Here is a 14405-nt window from a genome sequence, read left to right as displayed (position 1 = left end):
ACGGGTGGCGCCGGGGCAACTGTGGTGCACCGGACAGGGAACACGGTCCTAGCCGGTGACGCTGCCTTGGGTGAGGCCGGCCACGATGTAGCGCTGGAGTGCTGCGAACACCACCAGGATGGGGACGATCACCAGCACGGCACCGGCCATGAGGATGCCCCAGCCGGACCCGTTCCCTTCGGAGTTCTGCAGCAGCGTCAGGCCCACGGGAAGGGTCATGGTTTCGGGGCGGTCCGTGATGATGAGCGGCCAGATGTAGTCGTTCCACTCGCTGACCACGGTGACCAGGGCAACGGTGGCTATCGAAGGGACGGACACCGGGACCACGATCCGCCAGAGCCTGCGCCAGTGGCCTGCGCCGTCGATCTCCGCGGATTCCAGGATGGAGGCCGGCAGCGTCATGAAGTGCTGCCGCAGCAGGAAGGTGCCGAAGGCGGTGCCCAGTCCGGGCAGGATGATGCCCCAGAGGGTGTTCTTGCCGCCCATCCCGGCGATGAGGATGTAGTTGGGCAGGATGGACACCTGCGGCGGCACCATCAGGGCGACAAGGATCAGCACGAAGATGGCGTTCTTGAACGGGAAACGCACAAATACCAGGGCGTAGGCGGTGAGGATGGCCAGCAGCACTTTGACGGTGGCGCCCACCAGCGTGACGATGGTGCTGTTAAGGAAGAACTGCGCGAAGGGCACCGTGGTCATGGCGATGTTGTAGTTCTCCAGGTTCACGCTCTCCGGGAGGATTTTCAGGTCCATGGTGATGATCTCGCCGGGCTGCTTGAACGAGCTCAGGATCATCCAGAGCAGCGGCAGGAAGACCACCAGGGTAGCCAGGATCAGCGGGACGTAGCCGCCGGCAATGGTCTGGACAATGTTGGCGCGGGACAGTGGCCGGTGCGTGCTCATGAGTAGTGCACCTTCCGTTCGACGAACCGCAGCTGCAGCACGGTGATGATGAGCAGGATGGCGAAGAGCACCACCGAGATGGATGCCGAATATCCGGCCCTGTTGAAGGCACCGAATGCCTGGAGGTAGGCCTCGTAGATCAGTGTGCTGGTGCCGTTGCCCAGGGGTGTCATGATCCTGATCAGGTCGAACGCCTGCAACGAGCTGAGCATGGTGGTGATCAGCAGGAAGAAGGTGGTGGGGGAGAGCAGCGGGACGGACATGCTCAGGAAGCGCCGGAAGCCGTTGGCGCCGTCCAGGGATGCTGCCTCCATGACGTCCTGCGGGAGCGACTGGAGCCCCGCGAGGTACACCACCGCGCAGTAGCCCAGGTTCTTCCAGATGTACACGATGATCACCATGACCAGCGAGAGCTGCGGATCATTGATCCATTGCGGACTCTGCTGGCCCAGCCCGCGGAGGACCCAGGCCAGGACGCCGTAGCCGGGATCAAAGATGAACAGCCAGACCAGGCCCACGCCCACGCCGCTGAGCACGTAGGGGGCGAAAACCGCGGAACGGGCAAATGTGGTGCCGCGGACCTTGGAATTCAGCGCAAGTGCGATCAACAGGCCCAGCACCATGGAACCGCCGACGGTGACGACGGTGAAGACAGCTGTGGTGCCGAGCACCTTGGCGGCATCGGAGCTGGTGAAGAACGTGACGTAGTTGTCCAGCCCCACCACGGTGGCGGACGCCGATCCCAGCGTCCAGTCCAGGGTGGAGTAGTAAATGTTGTTGATGAGCGGGAGGTACGTGAAAACCCCGATCAGCACCAGGTTGGGCAGTGCGAGGGCCAGGAACACGAAGAAGTCCCGGCGGGTCCGGCCGGACCATTTGGGCCGGCGCCGGAGGGCCGGACCGGCTTCCGCGACGGCGGGTGGCCTGTCGGTCAGTTGTCTTGTCATTCGGTCTCTAACGGATCCGGGCCTGCGTACTGCAGGCCAGTGGGCGTGGGGATTTAGCTTCACTTCACCACATGGTTGGTGGGCAGAACCCCGCACAAGCCCTCGTCCGAGGATTGTTAGTCAAGGCTTCCTTGCCCGTTAACGCCGTGTTGCTTGCAGTATTACATAACGTTTGTTTTGCCTGACGGAGTTGGCCCCGCGGGTCGCGGAATGCCCGGGAGCGTACCCTCAGTTTTGCGCAGGGCGCACAATGGAGCCATGGGAGCGATCACCGACGTCACCGGAATCCGGGTGGGCCATGTGCAAAGAGCCGGGTTTGGACGGGAGTCCGACGGCGCGGAGTCCGACAGCGGCTGGCTCACCGGGGTGACCGTGGTGCTCCCGCCGCCCGGCACCGTCGGCTCAGTTGACGTCCGCGGCGGAGGCCCGGCCACTCACGAAACGGATTCCCTGGATCCCGCCACGCTTTCCCAGCGCGTGGATGCCGTGGTGCTTACCGGCGGGAGCGCTTTCGGGCTCGTTGCCGCGCACGGTGCCAAGCGCTGGTGCGAGGAAAACGGCCGGGGATTCGCCGTGCCCGGGGGACTGGTGCCGATCGTCCCGGCCGCCGCCATCTTCGACCTGGGCCGCGGCGGTGACTTCTCCGCCCGTCCCGACGAGGAGATGGGTTACGCGGCAACTGCCGCCGCTGCCGCCCAAACGGAAGGGCACGACGTCGAACGCGGCAACGTGGGCGCCGGCACCGGAGCCGTCCTCGGAAGAGGGACGTATAAGGGCGGAGTCGGCACGGCCTCGATTACTTTAGACAACGGAGTCGTGATTGGAGCCCTTGCGGTCGTGAATGCAGTGGGACTGCCCTTTGGCACATCGCCGGAGCGGGTGGAAGCCGGGCCCGGCCGGAAGGCCCAGCCGCCGCCCCTCAACACAACCCTCGTCGTCGTCGCTACCAACGCTGCCCTGAACAAGGTGGAGTGCAAGCGCACCGCCTCTGCGTGCCATGCCGGGCTGGCCCGGGCGCTGAATCCGTCCCACACCCTGGCGGACGGCGACACCGTGTTCGCCCTGGCGACGGGCGCCGTCGAACTTGACCGCAGCTCTGACGCTGCCCGGCAGTTCAACCTCATCACGCTGCAGAGCGCGGCAGCGGACGTCGTGACGGAAGCCATCCTGGATGGCGTCTCCCGGGCCGAGGGCATCTCAACGCCGGCGGGGGTATTTGCTGCGTATGGCCCGGTGGTGCGCTACCATGGTCCGATTTAACATTCCCGCCGAGATGGCGTAGTGTTGTCTGTTGGTTGTCTGCCCTGTTTGTGCCCTTTTGCGGTCATAAGGCAGAAGCCAATCAATCAAAAACGTTCGCAGTCATGTCCGGTGCCAATCGGAAGGCTGCGACAACAACAGTTAGCGGAGGGTATGGCCAAGAAGGACGGGGTCATTGAGATCGAGGGCGTTGTGACTGAGGCGCTGCCTAATGCGATGTTTCGCGTTGAGCTCACCAACAAGCACATCGTTCTGGCGCACATCTCTGGAAAAATGCGCCAGCACTACATCAGGATTCTCCCTGAGGACCGGGTAGTGGTGGAGCTGAGCCCGTACGACCTTACACGTGGTCGTATCGTCTACCGCTACAAGTAAACACTGGGCGGCCAGAGCTTTAGCCGAAGGCCGGTCCAGCTGACCAACTGCAACACGCAAAGGAACGCCATGAAGGTCAAGCCGAGCGTCAAGCAGATCTGCGAAAAGTGCAAAGTGATCCGCCGTAATGGCCGGGTCATGGTGATCTGCGAGAACCCGCGCCACAAGCAGCGCCAGGGCTAATTTCCTTCACGGGAAACCCTGGGTTGCTAACCCACGCAAGTAAATAAAGGCAGCACAAGCTGAACTGGGACATTCGCTCGACAGAGCCCGGACAGCTAACCCCCGGTCGGAGGCTGGGGCCGCACTGAAAGTGCGGGTGTACTGCCTACGACCTCCGGTTTATACAAGGAGTACCGCCACTATGGCTCGTCTCGCTGGCGTAGACATTCCCCGCGAAAAGCGGTTGGAAATTGCGCTTACTTACATCTACGGCGTGGGCAAGACCCGTGCACACGAAACCCTGGCTGCTACCGGCATCAGCGCTGACGTTCGGGTCAAGGACCTGACCGACGCACAGCTGGTTGAGCTGCGTGACTACATTGAAGGCAACTACAAGGTTGAGGGTGACCTTCGCCGCGAAGTGGCCGCTGATATCCGCCGCAAGGTTGAAATCGGCAGCTACGAAGGCCTGCGTCACCGCAAGGGCCTGCCCGTACGCGGTCAGCGTACGAAGACCAACGCTCGTACCCGCAAGGGTCCGAAGCGCACCGTCGCCGGCAAGAAGAAAGCCGGCCGCTAGAAATAGCCGCTGACTTTCCCCCGATAACTTTCTGTAGGAGAAATAATGCCCCCGAAGACTCGTGGCGCGGTTCGCAAGCCGCGTAAGAAGGACAAGAAGAATATCGCGCTTGGCCAGGCGCACATCAAGAGCACCTTTAACAACACCATCGTTTCCATCACGGATCCGAACGGTGCTGTCATCTCCTGGGCTTCTGCCGGTGAGGTTGGCTTCAAGGGCTCACGTAAGTCCACCCCGTTCGCTGCCCAGATGGCTGCCGAAGCTGCTGCAAAGCGCGCCCAGGAGCACGGCCTGAAGAAGGTCGACGTGTTCGTCAAGGGACCGGGTTCGGGCCGCGAAACCGCAATCCGCTCGCTGCAGGCCGCCGGCCTGGAGGTTGGCTCCATCCAGGACGTCACCCCCGCCGCGCACAACGGCTGCCGCCCGCCGAAGCGCCGCCGCGTCTAAGACGTTTCCAGCAGCTGGAGCTTGCCCGGACCTTCACGGGTCCGGGCAGGCCCAGCCGCGTTAAGTCTTCAGACCGAATTTCCACCACCTGTGTTGCGTCATATAGCGGATGCTCGCCGAAAGGAAACCTAAGTGCTCATTGCACAGCGCCCCACCCTCTCTGAAGAGGTCGTCTCCGAAAACCGCTCCCGTTTCATCATTGAACCGCTGGAGCCGGGCTTTGGATACACTCTCGGAAACTCCCTCCGCCGTACCCTGCTCTCCTCCATCCCGGGCGCTGCTGTTACCAGCATCCGGATCGATGGCGTGCTGCACGAGTTCACCACGGTTCCGGGTGTCAAGGAAGATGTCACTGAGATCATCCTGAACATCAAGAACCTGTCGGTTTCCTCCGAGCACGACGAGCCGGTTGTTGCTTACCTGCGCAAGCAGGGCCCGGGAGTCGTCACCGCCGCGGACATCGCTCCGCCGGCCGGCGTCGAATTCCACAACCCGGATCTGCACATTGCCACGCTGAACTCGAAGGGCAAGTTCGAACTCGAACTGACCATCGAGCGCGGCCGCGGCTACGTTTCGGCAGCTCAGAACAAGTCCGGCGACTCCGAGATCGGCCGCATTCCGGTCGACTCGATCTACTCGCCGGTGCTGAAGGTTACTTTCCGCGTGGAAGCCACCCGTGTTGAGCAGCGCACTGACTTCGACAAGCTGATTGTCGACGTCGAGACCAAGCAGGCAATCGCCCCGCGCGATGCCGTCGCTTCGGCAGGCACCACCCTGGTGGAGCTGTTCGGTCTGGCCCGCGAGCTGAACACCGCAGCTGAAGGTATCGAGATTGGCCCGTCGCCGACTGACGCTGCCCTGGCAGCTGACATGGCCCTGCCGATCGAGGATCTGGACCTCACCGTCCGTTCCTACAACTGCCTCAAGCGTGAGGGCATCCACACCGTGGGTGAACTCGTTGCCCGCTCCGAGGCCGACCTGATGGACATCCGTAACTTCGGTGCGAAGTCCATCGACGAGGTCAAGGCCAAGCTGGTTGAACTGGGCCTGTCCCTCAAGGACTCGCCTCCCGGTTTCGACCTGGCAGCACGCGCCGCAGCCATCGAAGAGGACGACGCCGCGTTCAGCGACGACGAGCTCTAACAAGCAGATCTTGGCCGGCTGGCTGGATGCACCATGGTGTGCGCAGCCCACCGGCTTCCATATGAGGAGAAACAATTATGCCTACCCCCACTAAGGGTCCGCGCCTCGGAGGCGGCCCGGCTCACGAGCGTCTTATGCTCGCGAACCTGGCAGCAGCACTGTTCGAGCACAAGCGGATCACCACCACGGTGACCAAGGCCAAGCGCCTGAAGCCGTACGCAGAGCGTCTGGTGACCTTCGCCAAGCGCGGCGACCTCGCTTCCCGCCGTCGTGTACTCGGCCTGATCAGCAACAAGGGCGTTGTCCACGAGCTGTTCACCGACATTGCACAGGCAGTGGAGAACCGCGATGGCGGCTACACCCGCATCACCAAGATCGGCAACCGCAAGGGCGACAACGCTCCCATGGCTGTCATCGAGCTCGTCCTTGAGCCGGTTTCCGCCAAGCAGGCCGTCGTAGCTGAGGCTACGTCCGCTGCGAAGCGCGATGCCGACAAGAAGGAAGCTGCTGCTGCTCCGGCCGCCGAGACTGAGGTCGCTGAGACCGAAGCTGCTCCGGAAGCCGAAGCTGCGGAAGCCCCCAAGGCTGAGGCTGCTGAAACCGAAGAGGCCCCGGCCGCTGAGGAAGCTGCTGAGAAGCCGGCTGCTGAGGAAAAGGACGCGAAGTAATTCGCTGAATCCTTGGCTTAGACTTAAGTCTATGAACCACCAGAAACCCGCTGCCCCCGTTTTGGGGGGCGGCGGGTTTTTGCGTATCCGTTTGGATTTGGCGTACGACGGCGGCCCCTTTAGCGGGTGGGCTGTGCAGCCCGGCCTGCGGACAGTCCAGGGCGTCCTGGAGAGCGCGCTGGCGCTCCTGATCAGGCGCAAGGTTCGGGTCACCGTCGCCGGCCGCACCGACGCCGGCGTGCATGCGCGGGGGCAGGTGGTTCACCTGGACCTCACCGAGGAGGAGTGGCAGGGACTGAACCGCGGCGTCGAACTGGATCCCGCCGTCGCCCTGCTGCGGCGCCTGCGCGGGGCACTGAGCCGGGGACTGGGCGACCTGACCGGCGCGATTGAAGTGCACAGCGTTACTGTGGCGCCTGAAGGTTTCGACGCGCGGTTCTCGGCCCTGTGGCGCCGGTACAGCTACCGCATCGCGGACGGTCCGGCGCTGTGGGATCCGTTGGGCAGGTATTCCACGTTGTGGCACAAGGAGCAACTCGATGTGTCGCTATTGAATGAGGGGGCATCCAAGCTCCTGGGGTTGCAGAACTTCCGCTCCTACTGCAAGCCCCGGGAAGGCTCCACCACCATCCGGGAGCTTCAGCGGTTTGAATTCGCGCGGGGGACCGACGGTGTCATCGTGGCCACAGTGCAGGCTGACGCGTTCTGCCACAACATGGTGCGGGCGCTGGTGGGTTCGGCCCTGTACGTCGGGTCCGGGGCCGAGAAACCGGGGTGGCTCTACGAGCGGTTGCTGGAGCAGAAGCGCGACGCCAAATCCGTGCTGTCCGCGCCGCATCCCCTGGTGCTTGAGGAAGTAGCCTATCCCTCGGACAGCGAGCTGCTGGCCCGTGCCGAACTGACCAGGGCGCTGCGGAAATAGATACCGATGCGGCAGCGCATAAAGCGCCCGGCCTTTCCTGGGGACAAAGTTAACGTGAAAGTCACGCTAATTGACATTTTAGAATTTGCTGCGCAAAAACAGCCGACTAAAGGCGAGATTTCTTGTAGCCTAGTCCCTCGGGGGGTGTAACAGGCATTTGCGATGGGCAGGTGCCTGCATGGGGTCTCTGGGGATGTATGGGGTTTGGCCATGAGCGATCTGGGAGTAGCTGTGGTTGTCGAGGATGACAAGGACATACGTAACTTGTTGGAATCGGTCTTCCTTCAAGCGGGTTTTGAGGTGCATACCGCCTCGGACGGCCGCGAAGGCGTGGAATTGGTCCGACATCAGCACGCGAATGTTGTCACTTTGGATGTTGGCCTGCCGGATATCGACGGATACGAGGTGCTGCGGCGCATCAGGCAGTTCAGTGACGCCTACGTGGTGATGCTGACCGGACGGACTGAGGAGCCGGACATGCTGACCGCGCTGCACTCGGGCGCGGACGATTACATCACTAAGCCGTTCCGTCCGCTGGAGCTCCGGGCAAGGGTGGCGGCCATGATGCGGCGGCCGCGGAACGGCCACGCCCAGAGACCGACGCCGGATGCGCCGATACCGCTTGCAGCAACGGGAGCAGGATCAAAGGACGTACTGGAGCACAGGGACCTGCGGCTCAGCCCCCGGACCAGGTCCGCTGAACTGGCGGGCAAGGAACTGGAGCTCACCCGCAGCGAGTTTGTCCTGCTGGAGGAACTCCTGCGGGCTGGCGGGGCAGTATGCACCCGGGCGGACCTGGTGAAGGTGGTTCGGGGGGATTACTACCAGGACAACACCTATATTAGCGAGGCTGACGAGCGGGCCGTGGAAGTCCACATCGGGAACCTTCGAAAGAAACTGCACGAAGACACCCATTCGCCGCAACTGCTGCAGACGGTCCGCGGAGTCGGATACCGGCTCGGAGCGGGCAAACTCTAGCGGCTGGCGGCAGCCTACCCGGCCTGCCGGCCGGCTTGCCCCTGGCCTAGCCGGCCGGCAGGTAGCTTTGGCGGAGCCGGGCAACCGTTTCGTGGCCGAGGTCGGAGACGCAGGCGAGCATTAACTGGCCTTTGTCCCAGCTCCCCGAACGGATCACGCTCTCGATGTCTTCCGCCAGGCGGGCAAGGCGGAGGCCCCCTACCATCGCCGAGCCGATCTTCAGGCTGATGGCGGCGTCCAATGCAGTGGTGAGGTCCTGGCCGGAGATCGCGTTCGTCAGGTTGAGATAGCGCTGTTCCCAGATCTCGATGTAGTCCAGGGCGAACTTCTTCGCGACGGCCGGCTGGGCCAGCTGGGTCTCGAGGTCCTGCAGCACCAGGAGGTCCACCAGGGGAATTTCCTCAAAAGCCACGCCTGCTTCAGTGCCCGCGGCAGCTGCGGCCGGGCACAGGGCGGGGATTTGATGTGTGCCCTCGCCTTCGGTGGAACTGCCTGAAATGGACATATGACAACGCTACTTCCTGAATCTGTCAATTCACTCGACTTCGGCAGATCTTGTGGAAACCTTGAGTCTCTTGGGTTATCAGGGGGTGACGGCTGTCACTTGGGCACCTTACTGCCCGCTGAATGTGACAACGGTGTTGATGACGGCGGGACCGAGAATTGCGATGAACAGGACCGGAAAAATGAAGAACAGGAGCGGGAACAGGATCATCACCGGCAGCTTCATGGCTTTTTCCTCCGCACGTTGCCGTCGCTTCACCCGCATCACTTTGGCCTGGATCCGGAGGACCCGGCTGATGGCAATACCGTAGGTGTCAGCCTGGACGATGGCCTGGACGAAGCTGCGCAGCTCCGGGATGTTCGTTCGTTCGGCAAGCGCGAGGTACGACTCCCGGCGGCTGCGTCCCACCTGCATGTCCTGCAGGGTGCGGATGATTTCTTCGGCCAGCGGCCCTTTGCCGTTTTCCCCTGCACGGGCCATGGCACCCTCGAAGCCCAAGCCCGCTTCCACTGAGATGAGCATCTGGTCCAGGGTATTGGCGAGTTCCAGCTGCATGGCCTTTTGGCGCTCCATGCCCTTGCTGTAGAGGAGCAGGTCAGGGATGAAGTAGCCCAGGAAGAGCAGGAACAGGCCGGCAAGCTTGATGATGGGTTTGGGGCTGCTCATGCTGATAAGGATGAAAAGGGACGCTCCCACCAGGCCGAGGGCGGGCTTTGCCGCGAGGATGCGCCCCAGGGGCCACGCAGCAGGCCGGCCGGCCAGGGAGAGTAACCGGTCGAGTTTCCGGACGTAGGCCGCGGGGGCCAGGCCGTAACCGATCCTGTCGAGGAGGCCGCTCCGTGCTTTGTCGGGGACCTCTACTGCCCTCCTGCCACGCGTCAGGATAGCCACCGTTGCGCTTCGGGCCTTGCGGTCCACGGACAGGACGGACCAGGCCAGGTAGCCGATCGGGAGGCCGACCAGGAGGAGTGAGGACAGCACCACGGGATTCATGGTCGCCTCAGAACTTCAGATCGATGATTTTGCGCATCCACAGGCTGCCGATGGTCATAAAGACCACGGACGCTGCGATCATGGCCCAACCCAGCGGATGGGTGAACATCGCATCCATGTAGCCGGGGTTCACTGCCATGAGCATCAGCACAATGCCGATGGGCATGGCGATCAGGATGTAGGCGGAGAACTTCCCCTCGGCCGCAAGTGCCTTGATGTGTCCCTTGATTTCGGACCGCTCGCGGATCGTCTCATTGACCTGGTCCAGGACCTCAGCCAGGTTGCCGCCCACCTCGCGGTTGATCTGGATAGCCTGCGCGATCCAGACGAAGTCCTCGTTCTTCATGCGTTCCGAGGTGTCCGTCAGGGAGGCCAGCAGGTCGCGGCCCAGGCTTGTTTCGGTGATGACCCGGCGCATCTCTTCCGAGGTGGGGCTTTGTGACTCGGCGGCGGCGGCGTCGATGGCGCGCAGGATGCTGTGGCCTGCCCGCAGCCCTCCGGCGAGGAGCTGGAGGGTGTCGCCGAGCTGCTGGTCGAACCTGGCCCGCCTCTTCCCGGCGAGGAAGCCCAAAACCAGGTGCCCCACGAACGGCGCGAGGATGACAAGCAGGATGGAGACCACGGGCACGCCGATAACCAGGCCCACCAGGGCGCCCACGATGGCACCGGCCATCACCAGGACGATGAACTCGGCCTGGCTGAGCCGGACGCCGGCAGTTTCCAAGGTCTCCCGGTTGTAGAGGCGCAGGTTCCTGGCTGCCAGGAAGCGGTCCAGGGTTCCGACCGTGATGTTTGCCAGGCGCGTCAGCCGTGACGGCGGGTCAGAGTCATAGGGACGGCGGCGGCTGAGGGCGATCTCCGGAGCACCGGGGATCAGCAGCGCCACGCCCAGGAGCAGTGGTGCGAGGAAGAGGAGCGCGGCTCCTACGGTGATGAGCACGGCGGCGTCCCTACGCGATTCCCTGGCCGGAGTGGCCCGCCTGGCCGGAGTGGCCCGCAGGACCGGCCGGGCTGCCGGGCGTGGCGAAAACGGCAGGGGAAACGTGGATTCCGAGGTCCTCGAAGCGGTCGATGAAACGCGGGCGGATCCCGGTGGCAACCGGCCGTCCGAGGAAGCGGCCGTGGGCGTCGACGCCTGCCGAGTAGTCGAAAACGAAGGCGTCCTGCAGGGTGACGATGTCGCCTTCCATGCCCTGCACCTCGGTCACGTGGGTGATGCGGCGGCTGCCGTCCCGCAGCCGTGAAATCTGGACGATCAGGTTCACCGCCGAGGCTATCTGTTCCCGGATGGCCCGCAGCGGCAGGTCCATCCCGGCCATGAGCACCAGGGTTTCAAGGCGCGCCACGGCGTCACGCGGGGAATTGGAGTGCACCGTGGAGAGAGAACCGTCGTGGCCGGTGTTCATCGCCTGGAGCATGTCCAGTGACTCGCCGCCGCGGACCTCGCCCACCACGATGCGGTCGGGGCGCATACGCAGCGAGTTGCGCAGCAGTTCACGGATGGTCACCTCGCCCTTGCCCTCGGTGTTGGGCGGACGGCTCTCCAGCCGGACCACGTGCGCCTGCTGGATCTGCAGTTCCACGGCGTCCTCGATGGTGACGATCCGTTCGTCCGAGGGCAGGAAGGACGAAAGCACGTTGAGCAGGGTGGTTTTACCGGTTCCCGTTCCGCCCGAGACGATGATGTTGAGCTTGGCTTTGACGCACGCGTTCAGGAGCTCCGCCATTTCCGGAGTCAGCGTTCCGAAGTCGATCAGGTTCCGGACGGTGAGGGGAACCTTGCTGAACTTCCGGATGGTCAGTGACGATCCGCCCACGGCCAGTGGCGGGATCACTGCGTTGACGCGGGAGCCGTCCTCCAGCCGGGCATCCACCAGGGGAGAGGACTCGTCAATACGGCGGCCCACCTTGGACACGATGCGCTCGATGACCTTCCGCAGGTGTTCTTCCGAGCTGAAGCGGGAGTCGGCCAGGGTGAGGTGGCCCTTGCGCTCCACGTAGATCTGGTCCATCCGGTTGACCATGATTTCGGTGACGGCGGGGTCGTCCAGCAGCCGCTGCAGGGGGCCGTAGCCCAGCACGTCGTCGGCAACGTCCTGCACCAGGCGCGTGCGTTCCTCCGAGGAGAGCGGCACCTGCTCGGCATCGATGATGCGGGTGAGCTCTTCCCGGGCGGACGTCCGGAGCTCCAGTTCGGTGATGGCAGAGTCGTTGAAACGCGAACCCATGCGTTCGAACAGCGCCGTGGCCGCCCTTCCCTTCAACGCGGCGAACGCGTCCACGGGCTGCTGGACTTTCGGTTTCACCTCATCCGCGTGGTCTGTGACCGCTGGAGGAACGACGACGGCGGCAGCCGGTGCCGCCGTCGTCGTCCGCTTTGACGGTGCTGGCGGTGTCCACGGTTCCGGCTGCCGGGTGGGCAGTTCCGGGCGGTCCATCTCGAGGGTTGCGGTGGCTGTGCGGGAAGCCGGCGACGACGGGGCAATGGTTTGGGTGCGTGAGGGCGACTTGGCCTGGGCTGCGCTGATGCGCTCTGAAAGTTTCATCTAGACCACTACCCTTCGGTGCAGTTTGCGTTGCGATGTGGCCCGCCAGGCGGGGTTGAACCGGTTGACGAGCTGGTTCAGGCCCTTGGTTGCCGGGTCCTTGGCGGACTCCTGGAGGACGGGGATGCCGCGGTTGGTGGACAGGGCCACGGCCCGGGACCGCGGAATGCTGACGTCCACGGGTGCCCCAATGGTCGATTCCAGGTCCTGGACGGTGAGCCCCAGCTTGGAATCGGCCATGTTCAGCACCACGTGGCGGGTCTCCGGGAGGATGTCCAGCTGGCGCAGCACGTCCAGGCCGGAGCGCAGGCCACGGACGCTGGGGATGTCCATGCCGCTGACCCAAACCACATCCGTGCACTGCTCCATGGCCGCCAGCCCTATTTCCGGAAGGCCCGGAGCGGTGTCCACCACCACGTACTGGAACTGTTCGGACAGCTGTTCCAGCAACCGGCTGACCTGTTCCGGGGTGATCTCGTCCGCGTCAACGGGCGTTGGCGGAGCGCACACGGCGTAGATGCTGGCCGGATGGACCGTGAGGAAGGCCTTCAGGACCAGCGAATCCTGGCTAGCCGCGGGGGACACCGCGTCCGTGACGGTGTGCTGGGGGTCCAGGTAGAGGGCGGAAGCGACGTCGCCGAACTGCAGGTCCAAGTCCACGATCACCACGCTCATCGGCGCGATCTTGCCCAGTCCGACGGCGATGTTGGTGGCGATGGTGGTTTTGCCCACTCCTCCTTTGGGGGAGAAGACTCCGATCACCAGGCCTTTGTTGGTGTCCGTCATTGGCGCGGCTGCCTGAACCCGGTACCTGCCGGCGAATTGTTGGCTGGCCCGTTCCAGGAGGACCCGGATCTGCGCCGCGTCGGAGTCGGGGGAGAGGATGTCCCGGATGCCCGCACGCATGGCCTGCAGGATGAAGTCCGGGTCCGGTTCGCTGGCGAGGATGACGCTCAGCTCCGGGAACCGGACATTCATGACGGTGGCGAGCCGCAGCGCTTCCTCCACGGGAACGTCCGGTCCCAGGATGAGTACTTCGGGACGTTCCTGGTCAAGGTGGGCGAACAGGTCGTTGGGGTCAGCGGGGAGCAGGCTGGTGAAGAAGGTCTGTACGCCACCTTGGAGGCCGCCAGCGACGGCCTGGCGGAGGCGACCGTCGAAGCTGACGTCGGGCGTGATCAGGACGAAGCGGCTCATTTGTAGACGTCCGGCCGAATCATGATGCGCGGTCCGTTGTCCTCGGCGTCGAGGGGCTCCCGGCTGAGCCAGATAGACGAGAAGTCGGTCATCTCCGAGGCGAAAACGATCTTTGCCGCGTTGATGTCGTTGACAGCCACGGTGATCATCAGGGATCCAGTGGGAAGGTTCACGTCGCGGGGGTTGGGTTCTGTCCCCGCGCTCGCAGAAGGTGCCGGCTTGGCGGCGGCTCCTTCGGGTGCGCGCTGGACTGCGGTGACCAGGACCTTGTGGATGGAGAGCTGGGTGGTTTCCTTCTCGGGCTTCGGCTCGATGCCGCCGGACCGCATGGTGATGAAGATGCCCACGTGGTCGCCGGGCTGGAGGCGCCCGCCCACCACACGCTGCGGCTCCAGCTGGAAGGATACTTCCTGGAGGCCGGCCGGCACTTTCATTGAACCGGAGGTCTGGAGATCTTCCGGCGCGACGAGCTTCTCCGCCAGCAGCTGTTCGCCCGGGACGAGGTTGGCGGCGGCTACTTTGCCGGCGGATTCGTCGAGGGTGTCCAGCGCGGATTTAGCGACGGCGGTGCCCGGCACCTGTTCCAGGGCCACCGAAGCTTTCACGGTGTCCACTGTTGCGCCGGCCGGTATTGCCTTCGTGACGACGAGTACGCCCACCGGGTCCAGGTCCTTGACTGCCCGCTGGTCGGCGCCCTGGGCGTACGTGACGACGAGGACCGCCCCGACGATGGCCAGCAGGACTGCCACCACTCCTGCCAACAAACGTGACTTCACTGA

17 protein-coding genes are annotated in these 14405 nt (G+C 63.9%); 9 read left to right on the top strand and 8 right to left on the bottom strand.

Going from position 1 to position 14405, the window contains the following annotated elements:
* Positions 1–48: 48 nt before the first annotated feature.
* Positions 49–903 carry a carbohydrate ABC transporter permease gene (locus ARTH_RS14970; protein WP_011692783.1) on the bottom strand — a complete coding sequence of 285 codons (855 nt, stop codon included), beginning with the start codon at positions 901–903 and terminating at the stop codon, positions 49–51.
* Positions 900–1850: a carbohydrate ABC transporter permease gene (locus ARTH_RS14965; protein WP_011692782.1), complete on the bottom strand. Its 951-nt coding sequence runs from the start codon at positions 1848–1850 to the stop codon at positions 900–902. Before ARTH_RS14965 ends, ARTH_RS14970 begins: the two co-directional genes overlap by 4 nt.
* A 258-nt stretch (positions 1851–2108) precedes the next feature.
* Here ARTH_RS14965 and ARTH_RS14960 point away from each other — a divergent pair, with 258 nt between their 5' ends.
* The 9 genes from ARTH_RS14960 to ARTH_RS14920 all read left to right on the top strand — a co-directional run bounded on the left by ARTH_RS14960 (position 2109) and on the right by ARTH_RS14920 (position 8385).
* On the top strand, positions 2109–3110 hold the full coding sequence (locus ARTH_RS14960; protein WP_043429956.1) for a P1 family peptidase: 1002 nt from the start codon (positions 2109–2111) through the stop codon (positions 3108–3110).
* Between the two features lie 153 nt (positions 3111–3263).
* Entirely contained in the window at positions 3264–3485 is a 222-nt protein-coding gene (gene infA, locus ARTH_RS14955; protein WP_009358723.1) for a translation initiation factor IF-1, read from the top strand.
* A 69-nt stretch (positions 3486–3554) separates the two neighbouring features.
* Positions 3555–3668 carry a 50S ribosomal protein L36 gene (gene rpmJ / locus ARTH_RS14950; RefSeq protein ID WP_009358722.1) on the top strand — a complete coding sequence of 38 codons (114 nt, stop codon included), beginning with the start codon at positions 3555–3557 and terminating at the stop codon, positions 3666–3668.
* A 181-nt stretch (positions 3669–3849) separates the two neighbouring features.
* A complete protein-coding gene (gene rpsM / locus ARTH_RS14945; protein ID WP_011692780.1) occupies positions 3850–4227 on the top strand; it encodes a 30S ribosomal protein S13 in 378 nt (125 codons plus the stop codon).
* A gap of 45 nt (positions 4228–4272) precedes the next feature.
* Positions 4273–4674 (top strand): 30S ribosomal protein S11, encoded by a 402-nt coding sequence (gene rpsK / locus ARTH_RS14940; protein ID WP_011692779.1) that lies wholly within the window; start codon positions 4273–4275, stop codon positions 4672–4674.
* Positions 4675–4806: 132 nt separating this feature from the next.
* Positions 4807–5817 carry a DNA-directed RNA polymerase subunit alpha gene (locus ARTH_RS14935; protein ID WP_011692778.1) on the top strand — a complete coding sequence of 337 codons (1011 nt, stop codon included), beginning with the start codon at positions 4807–4809 and terminating at the stop codon, positions 5815–5817.
* Between the two features lie 77 nt (positions 5818–5894).
* Complete coding sequence (gene rplQ, locus ARTH_RS14930) at positions 5895–6485, top strand: 50S ribosomal protein L17 (RefSeq protein WP_011692777.1); 591 nt, start codon at positions 5895–5897, stop codon at positions 6483–6485.
* A 31-nt stretch (positions 6486–6516) separates the two neighbouring features.
* Entirely contained in the window at positions 6517–7407 is an 891-nt protein-coding gene (truA, locus tag ARTH_RS14925; protein WP_198011514.1) for a tRNA pseudouridine(38-40) synthase TruA, read from the top strand.
* Between the two features lie 210 nt (positions 7408–7617).
* Positions 7618–8385 carry a response regulator transcription factor gene (locus ARTH_RS14920; RefSeq protein ID WP_011692775.1) on the top strand — a complete coding sequence of 256 codons (768 nt, stop codon included), beginning with the start codon at positions 7618–7620 and terminating at the stop codon, positions 8383–8385.
* Positions 8386–8431: 46 nt separating this feature from the next.
* On the opposite strand, the gene ARTH_RS14915 is transcribed toward ARTH_RS14920, so the two are convergent.
* The 6 genes from ARTH_RS14915 to cpaB form a co-directional block, all read right to left on the bottom strand.
* The gene (locus ARTH_RS14915; protein WP_011692774.1) at positions 8432–8890 is read right to left on the bottom strand and encodes an Hpt domain-containing protein; all 459 of its coding nucleotides are present in this window, start codon (positions 8888–8890) and stop codon (positions 8432–8434) included.
* Between the two features lie 108 nt (positions 8891–8998).
* Complete coding sequence (locus ARTH_RS14910) at positions 8999–9883, bottom strand: type II secretion system F family protein (protein WP_011692773.1); 885 nt, start codon at positions 9881–9883, stop codon at positions 8999–9001.
* 7 nt (positions 9884–9890) lie between these two features.
* A complete protein-coding gene (locus tag ARTH_RS14905; protein ID WP_011692772.1) occupies positions 9891–10823 on the bottom strand; it encodes a type II secretion system F family protein in 933 nt (310 codons plus the stop codon).
* A 10-nt stretch (positions 10824–10833) separates the two neighbouring features.
* Complete coding sequence (locus tag ARTH_RS14900) at positions 10834–12429, bottom strand: CpaF family protein (RefSeq protein WP_052309704.1); 1596 nt, start codon at positions 12427–12429, stop codon at positions 10834–10836.
* Complete coding sequence (locus tag ARTH_RS14895; RefSeq protein ID WP_011692770.1) at positions 12430–13626, bottom strand: AAA family ATPase; 1197 nt, start codon at positions 13624–13626, stop codon at positions 12430–12432. It lies immediately after the preceding gene.
* Positions 13623–14402 (bottom strand): Flp pilus assembly protein CpaB, encoded by a 780-nt coding sequence (gene cpaB, locus ARTH_RS14890; protein ID WP_011692769.1) that lies wholly within the window; start codon positions 14400–14402, stop codon positions 13623–13625. Before cpaB ends, ARTH_RS14895 begins: the two co-directional genes overlap by 4 nt.
* Positions 14403–14405: the final 3 nt, after the last annotated feature.

Source organism: Arthrobacter sp. FB24 (assembly GCF_000196235.1).
Taxonomy (GTDB): domain Bacteria; phylum Actinomycetota; class Actinomycetes; order Actinomycetales; family Micrococcaceae; genus Arthrobacter.
Note: the sequence above shows the minus strand (reverse complement) of the source record. Positions and strands in the feature narration are given on the sequence as shown.

Coding starts and splice junctions, on each gene's coding strand:
- ARTH_RS14970 (WP_011692783.1), bottom strand. CDS start 903: ATGAGCACGCACCGGCCACTGTCCCGCGCCAACATTGTCCAGACCATT.
- ARTH_RS14965 (WP_011692782.1), bottom strand. CDS start 1,850: ATGACAAGACAACTGACCGACAGGCCACCCGCCGTCGCGGAAGCCGGT.
- ARTH_RS14960 (WP_043429956.1), top strand. CDS start 2,109: ATGGGAGCGATCACCGACGTCACCGGAATCCGGGTGGGCCATGTGCAA.
- infA (WP_009358723.1), top strand. CDS start 3,264: ATGGCCAAGAAGGACGGGGTCATTGAGATCGAGGGCGTTGTGACTGAG.
- rpmJ (WP_009358722.1), top strand. CDS start 3,555: ATGAAGGTCAAGCCGAGCGTCAAGCAGATCTGCGAAAAGTGCAAAGTG.
- rpsM (WP_011692780.1), top strand. CDS start 3,850: ATGGCTCGTCTCGCTGGCGTAGACATTCCCCGCGAAAAGCGGTTGGAA.
- rpsK (WP_011692779.1), top strand. CDS start 4,273: ATGCCCCCGAAGACTCGTGGCGCGGTTCGCAAGCCGCGTAAGAAGGAC.
- rplQ (WP_011692777.1), top strand. CDS start 5,895: ATGCCTACCCCCACTAAGGGTCCGCGCCTCGGAGGCGGCCCGGCTCAC.
- truA (WP_198011514.1), top strand. CDS start 6,517: ATGAACCACCAGAAACCCGCTGCCCCCGTTTTGGGGGGCGGCGGGTTT.
- ARTH_RS14920 (WP_011692775.1), top strand. CDS start 7,618: ATGAGCGATCTGGGAGTAGCTGTGGTTGTCGAGGATGACAAGGACATA.
- ARTH_RS14915 (WP_011692774.1), bottom strand. CDS start 8,890: ATGTCCATTTCAGGCAGTTCCACCGAAGGCGAGGGCACACATCAAATC.
- ARTH_RS14910 (WP_011692773.1), bottom strand. CDS start 9,883: ATGAATCCCGTGGTGCTGTCCTCACTCCTCCTGGTCGGCCTCCCGATC.
- ARTH_RS14900 (WP_052309704.1), bottom strand. CDS start 12,429: ATGAAACTTTCAGAGCGCATCAGCGCAGCCCAGGCCAAGTCGCCCTCA.
- ARTH_RS14895 (WP_011692770.1), bottom strand. CDS start 13,626: ATGAGCCGCTTCGTCCTGATCACGCCCGACGTCAGCTTCGACGGTCGC.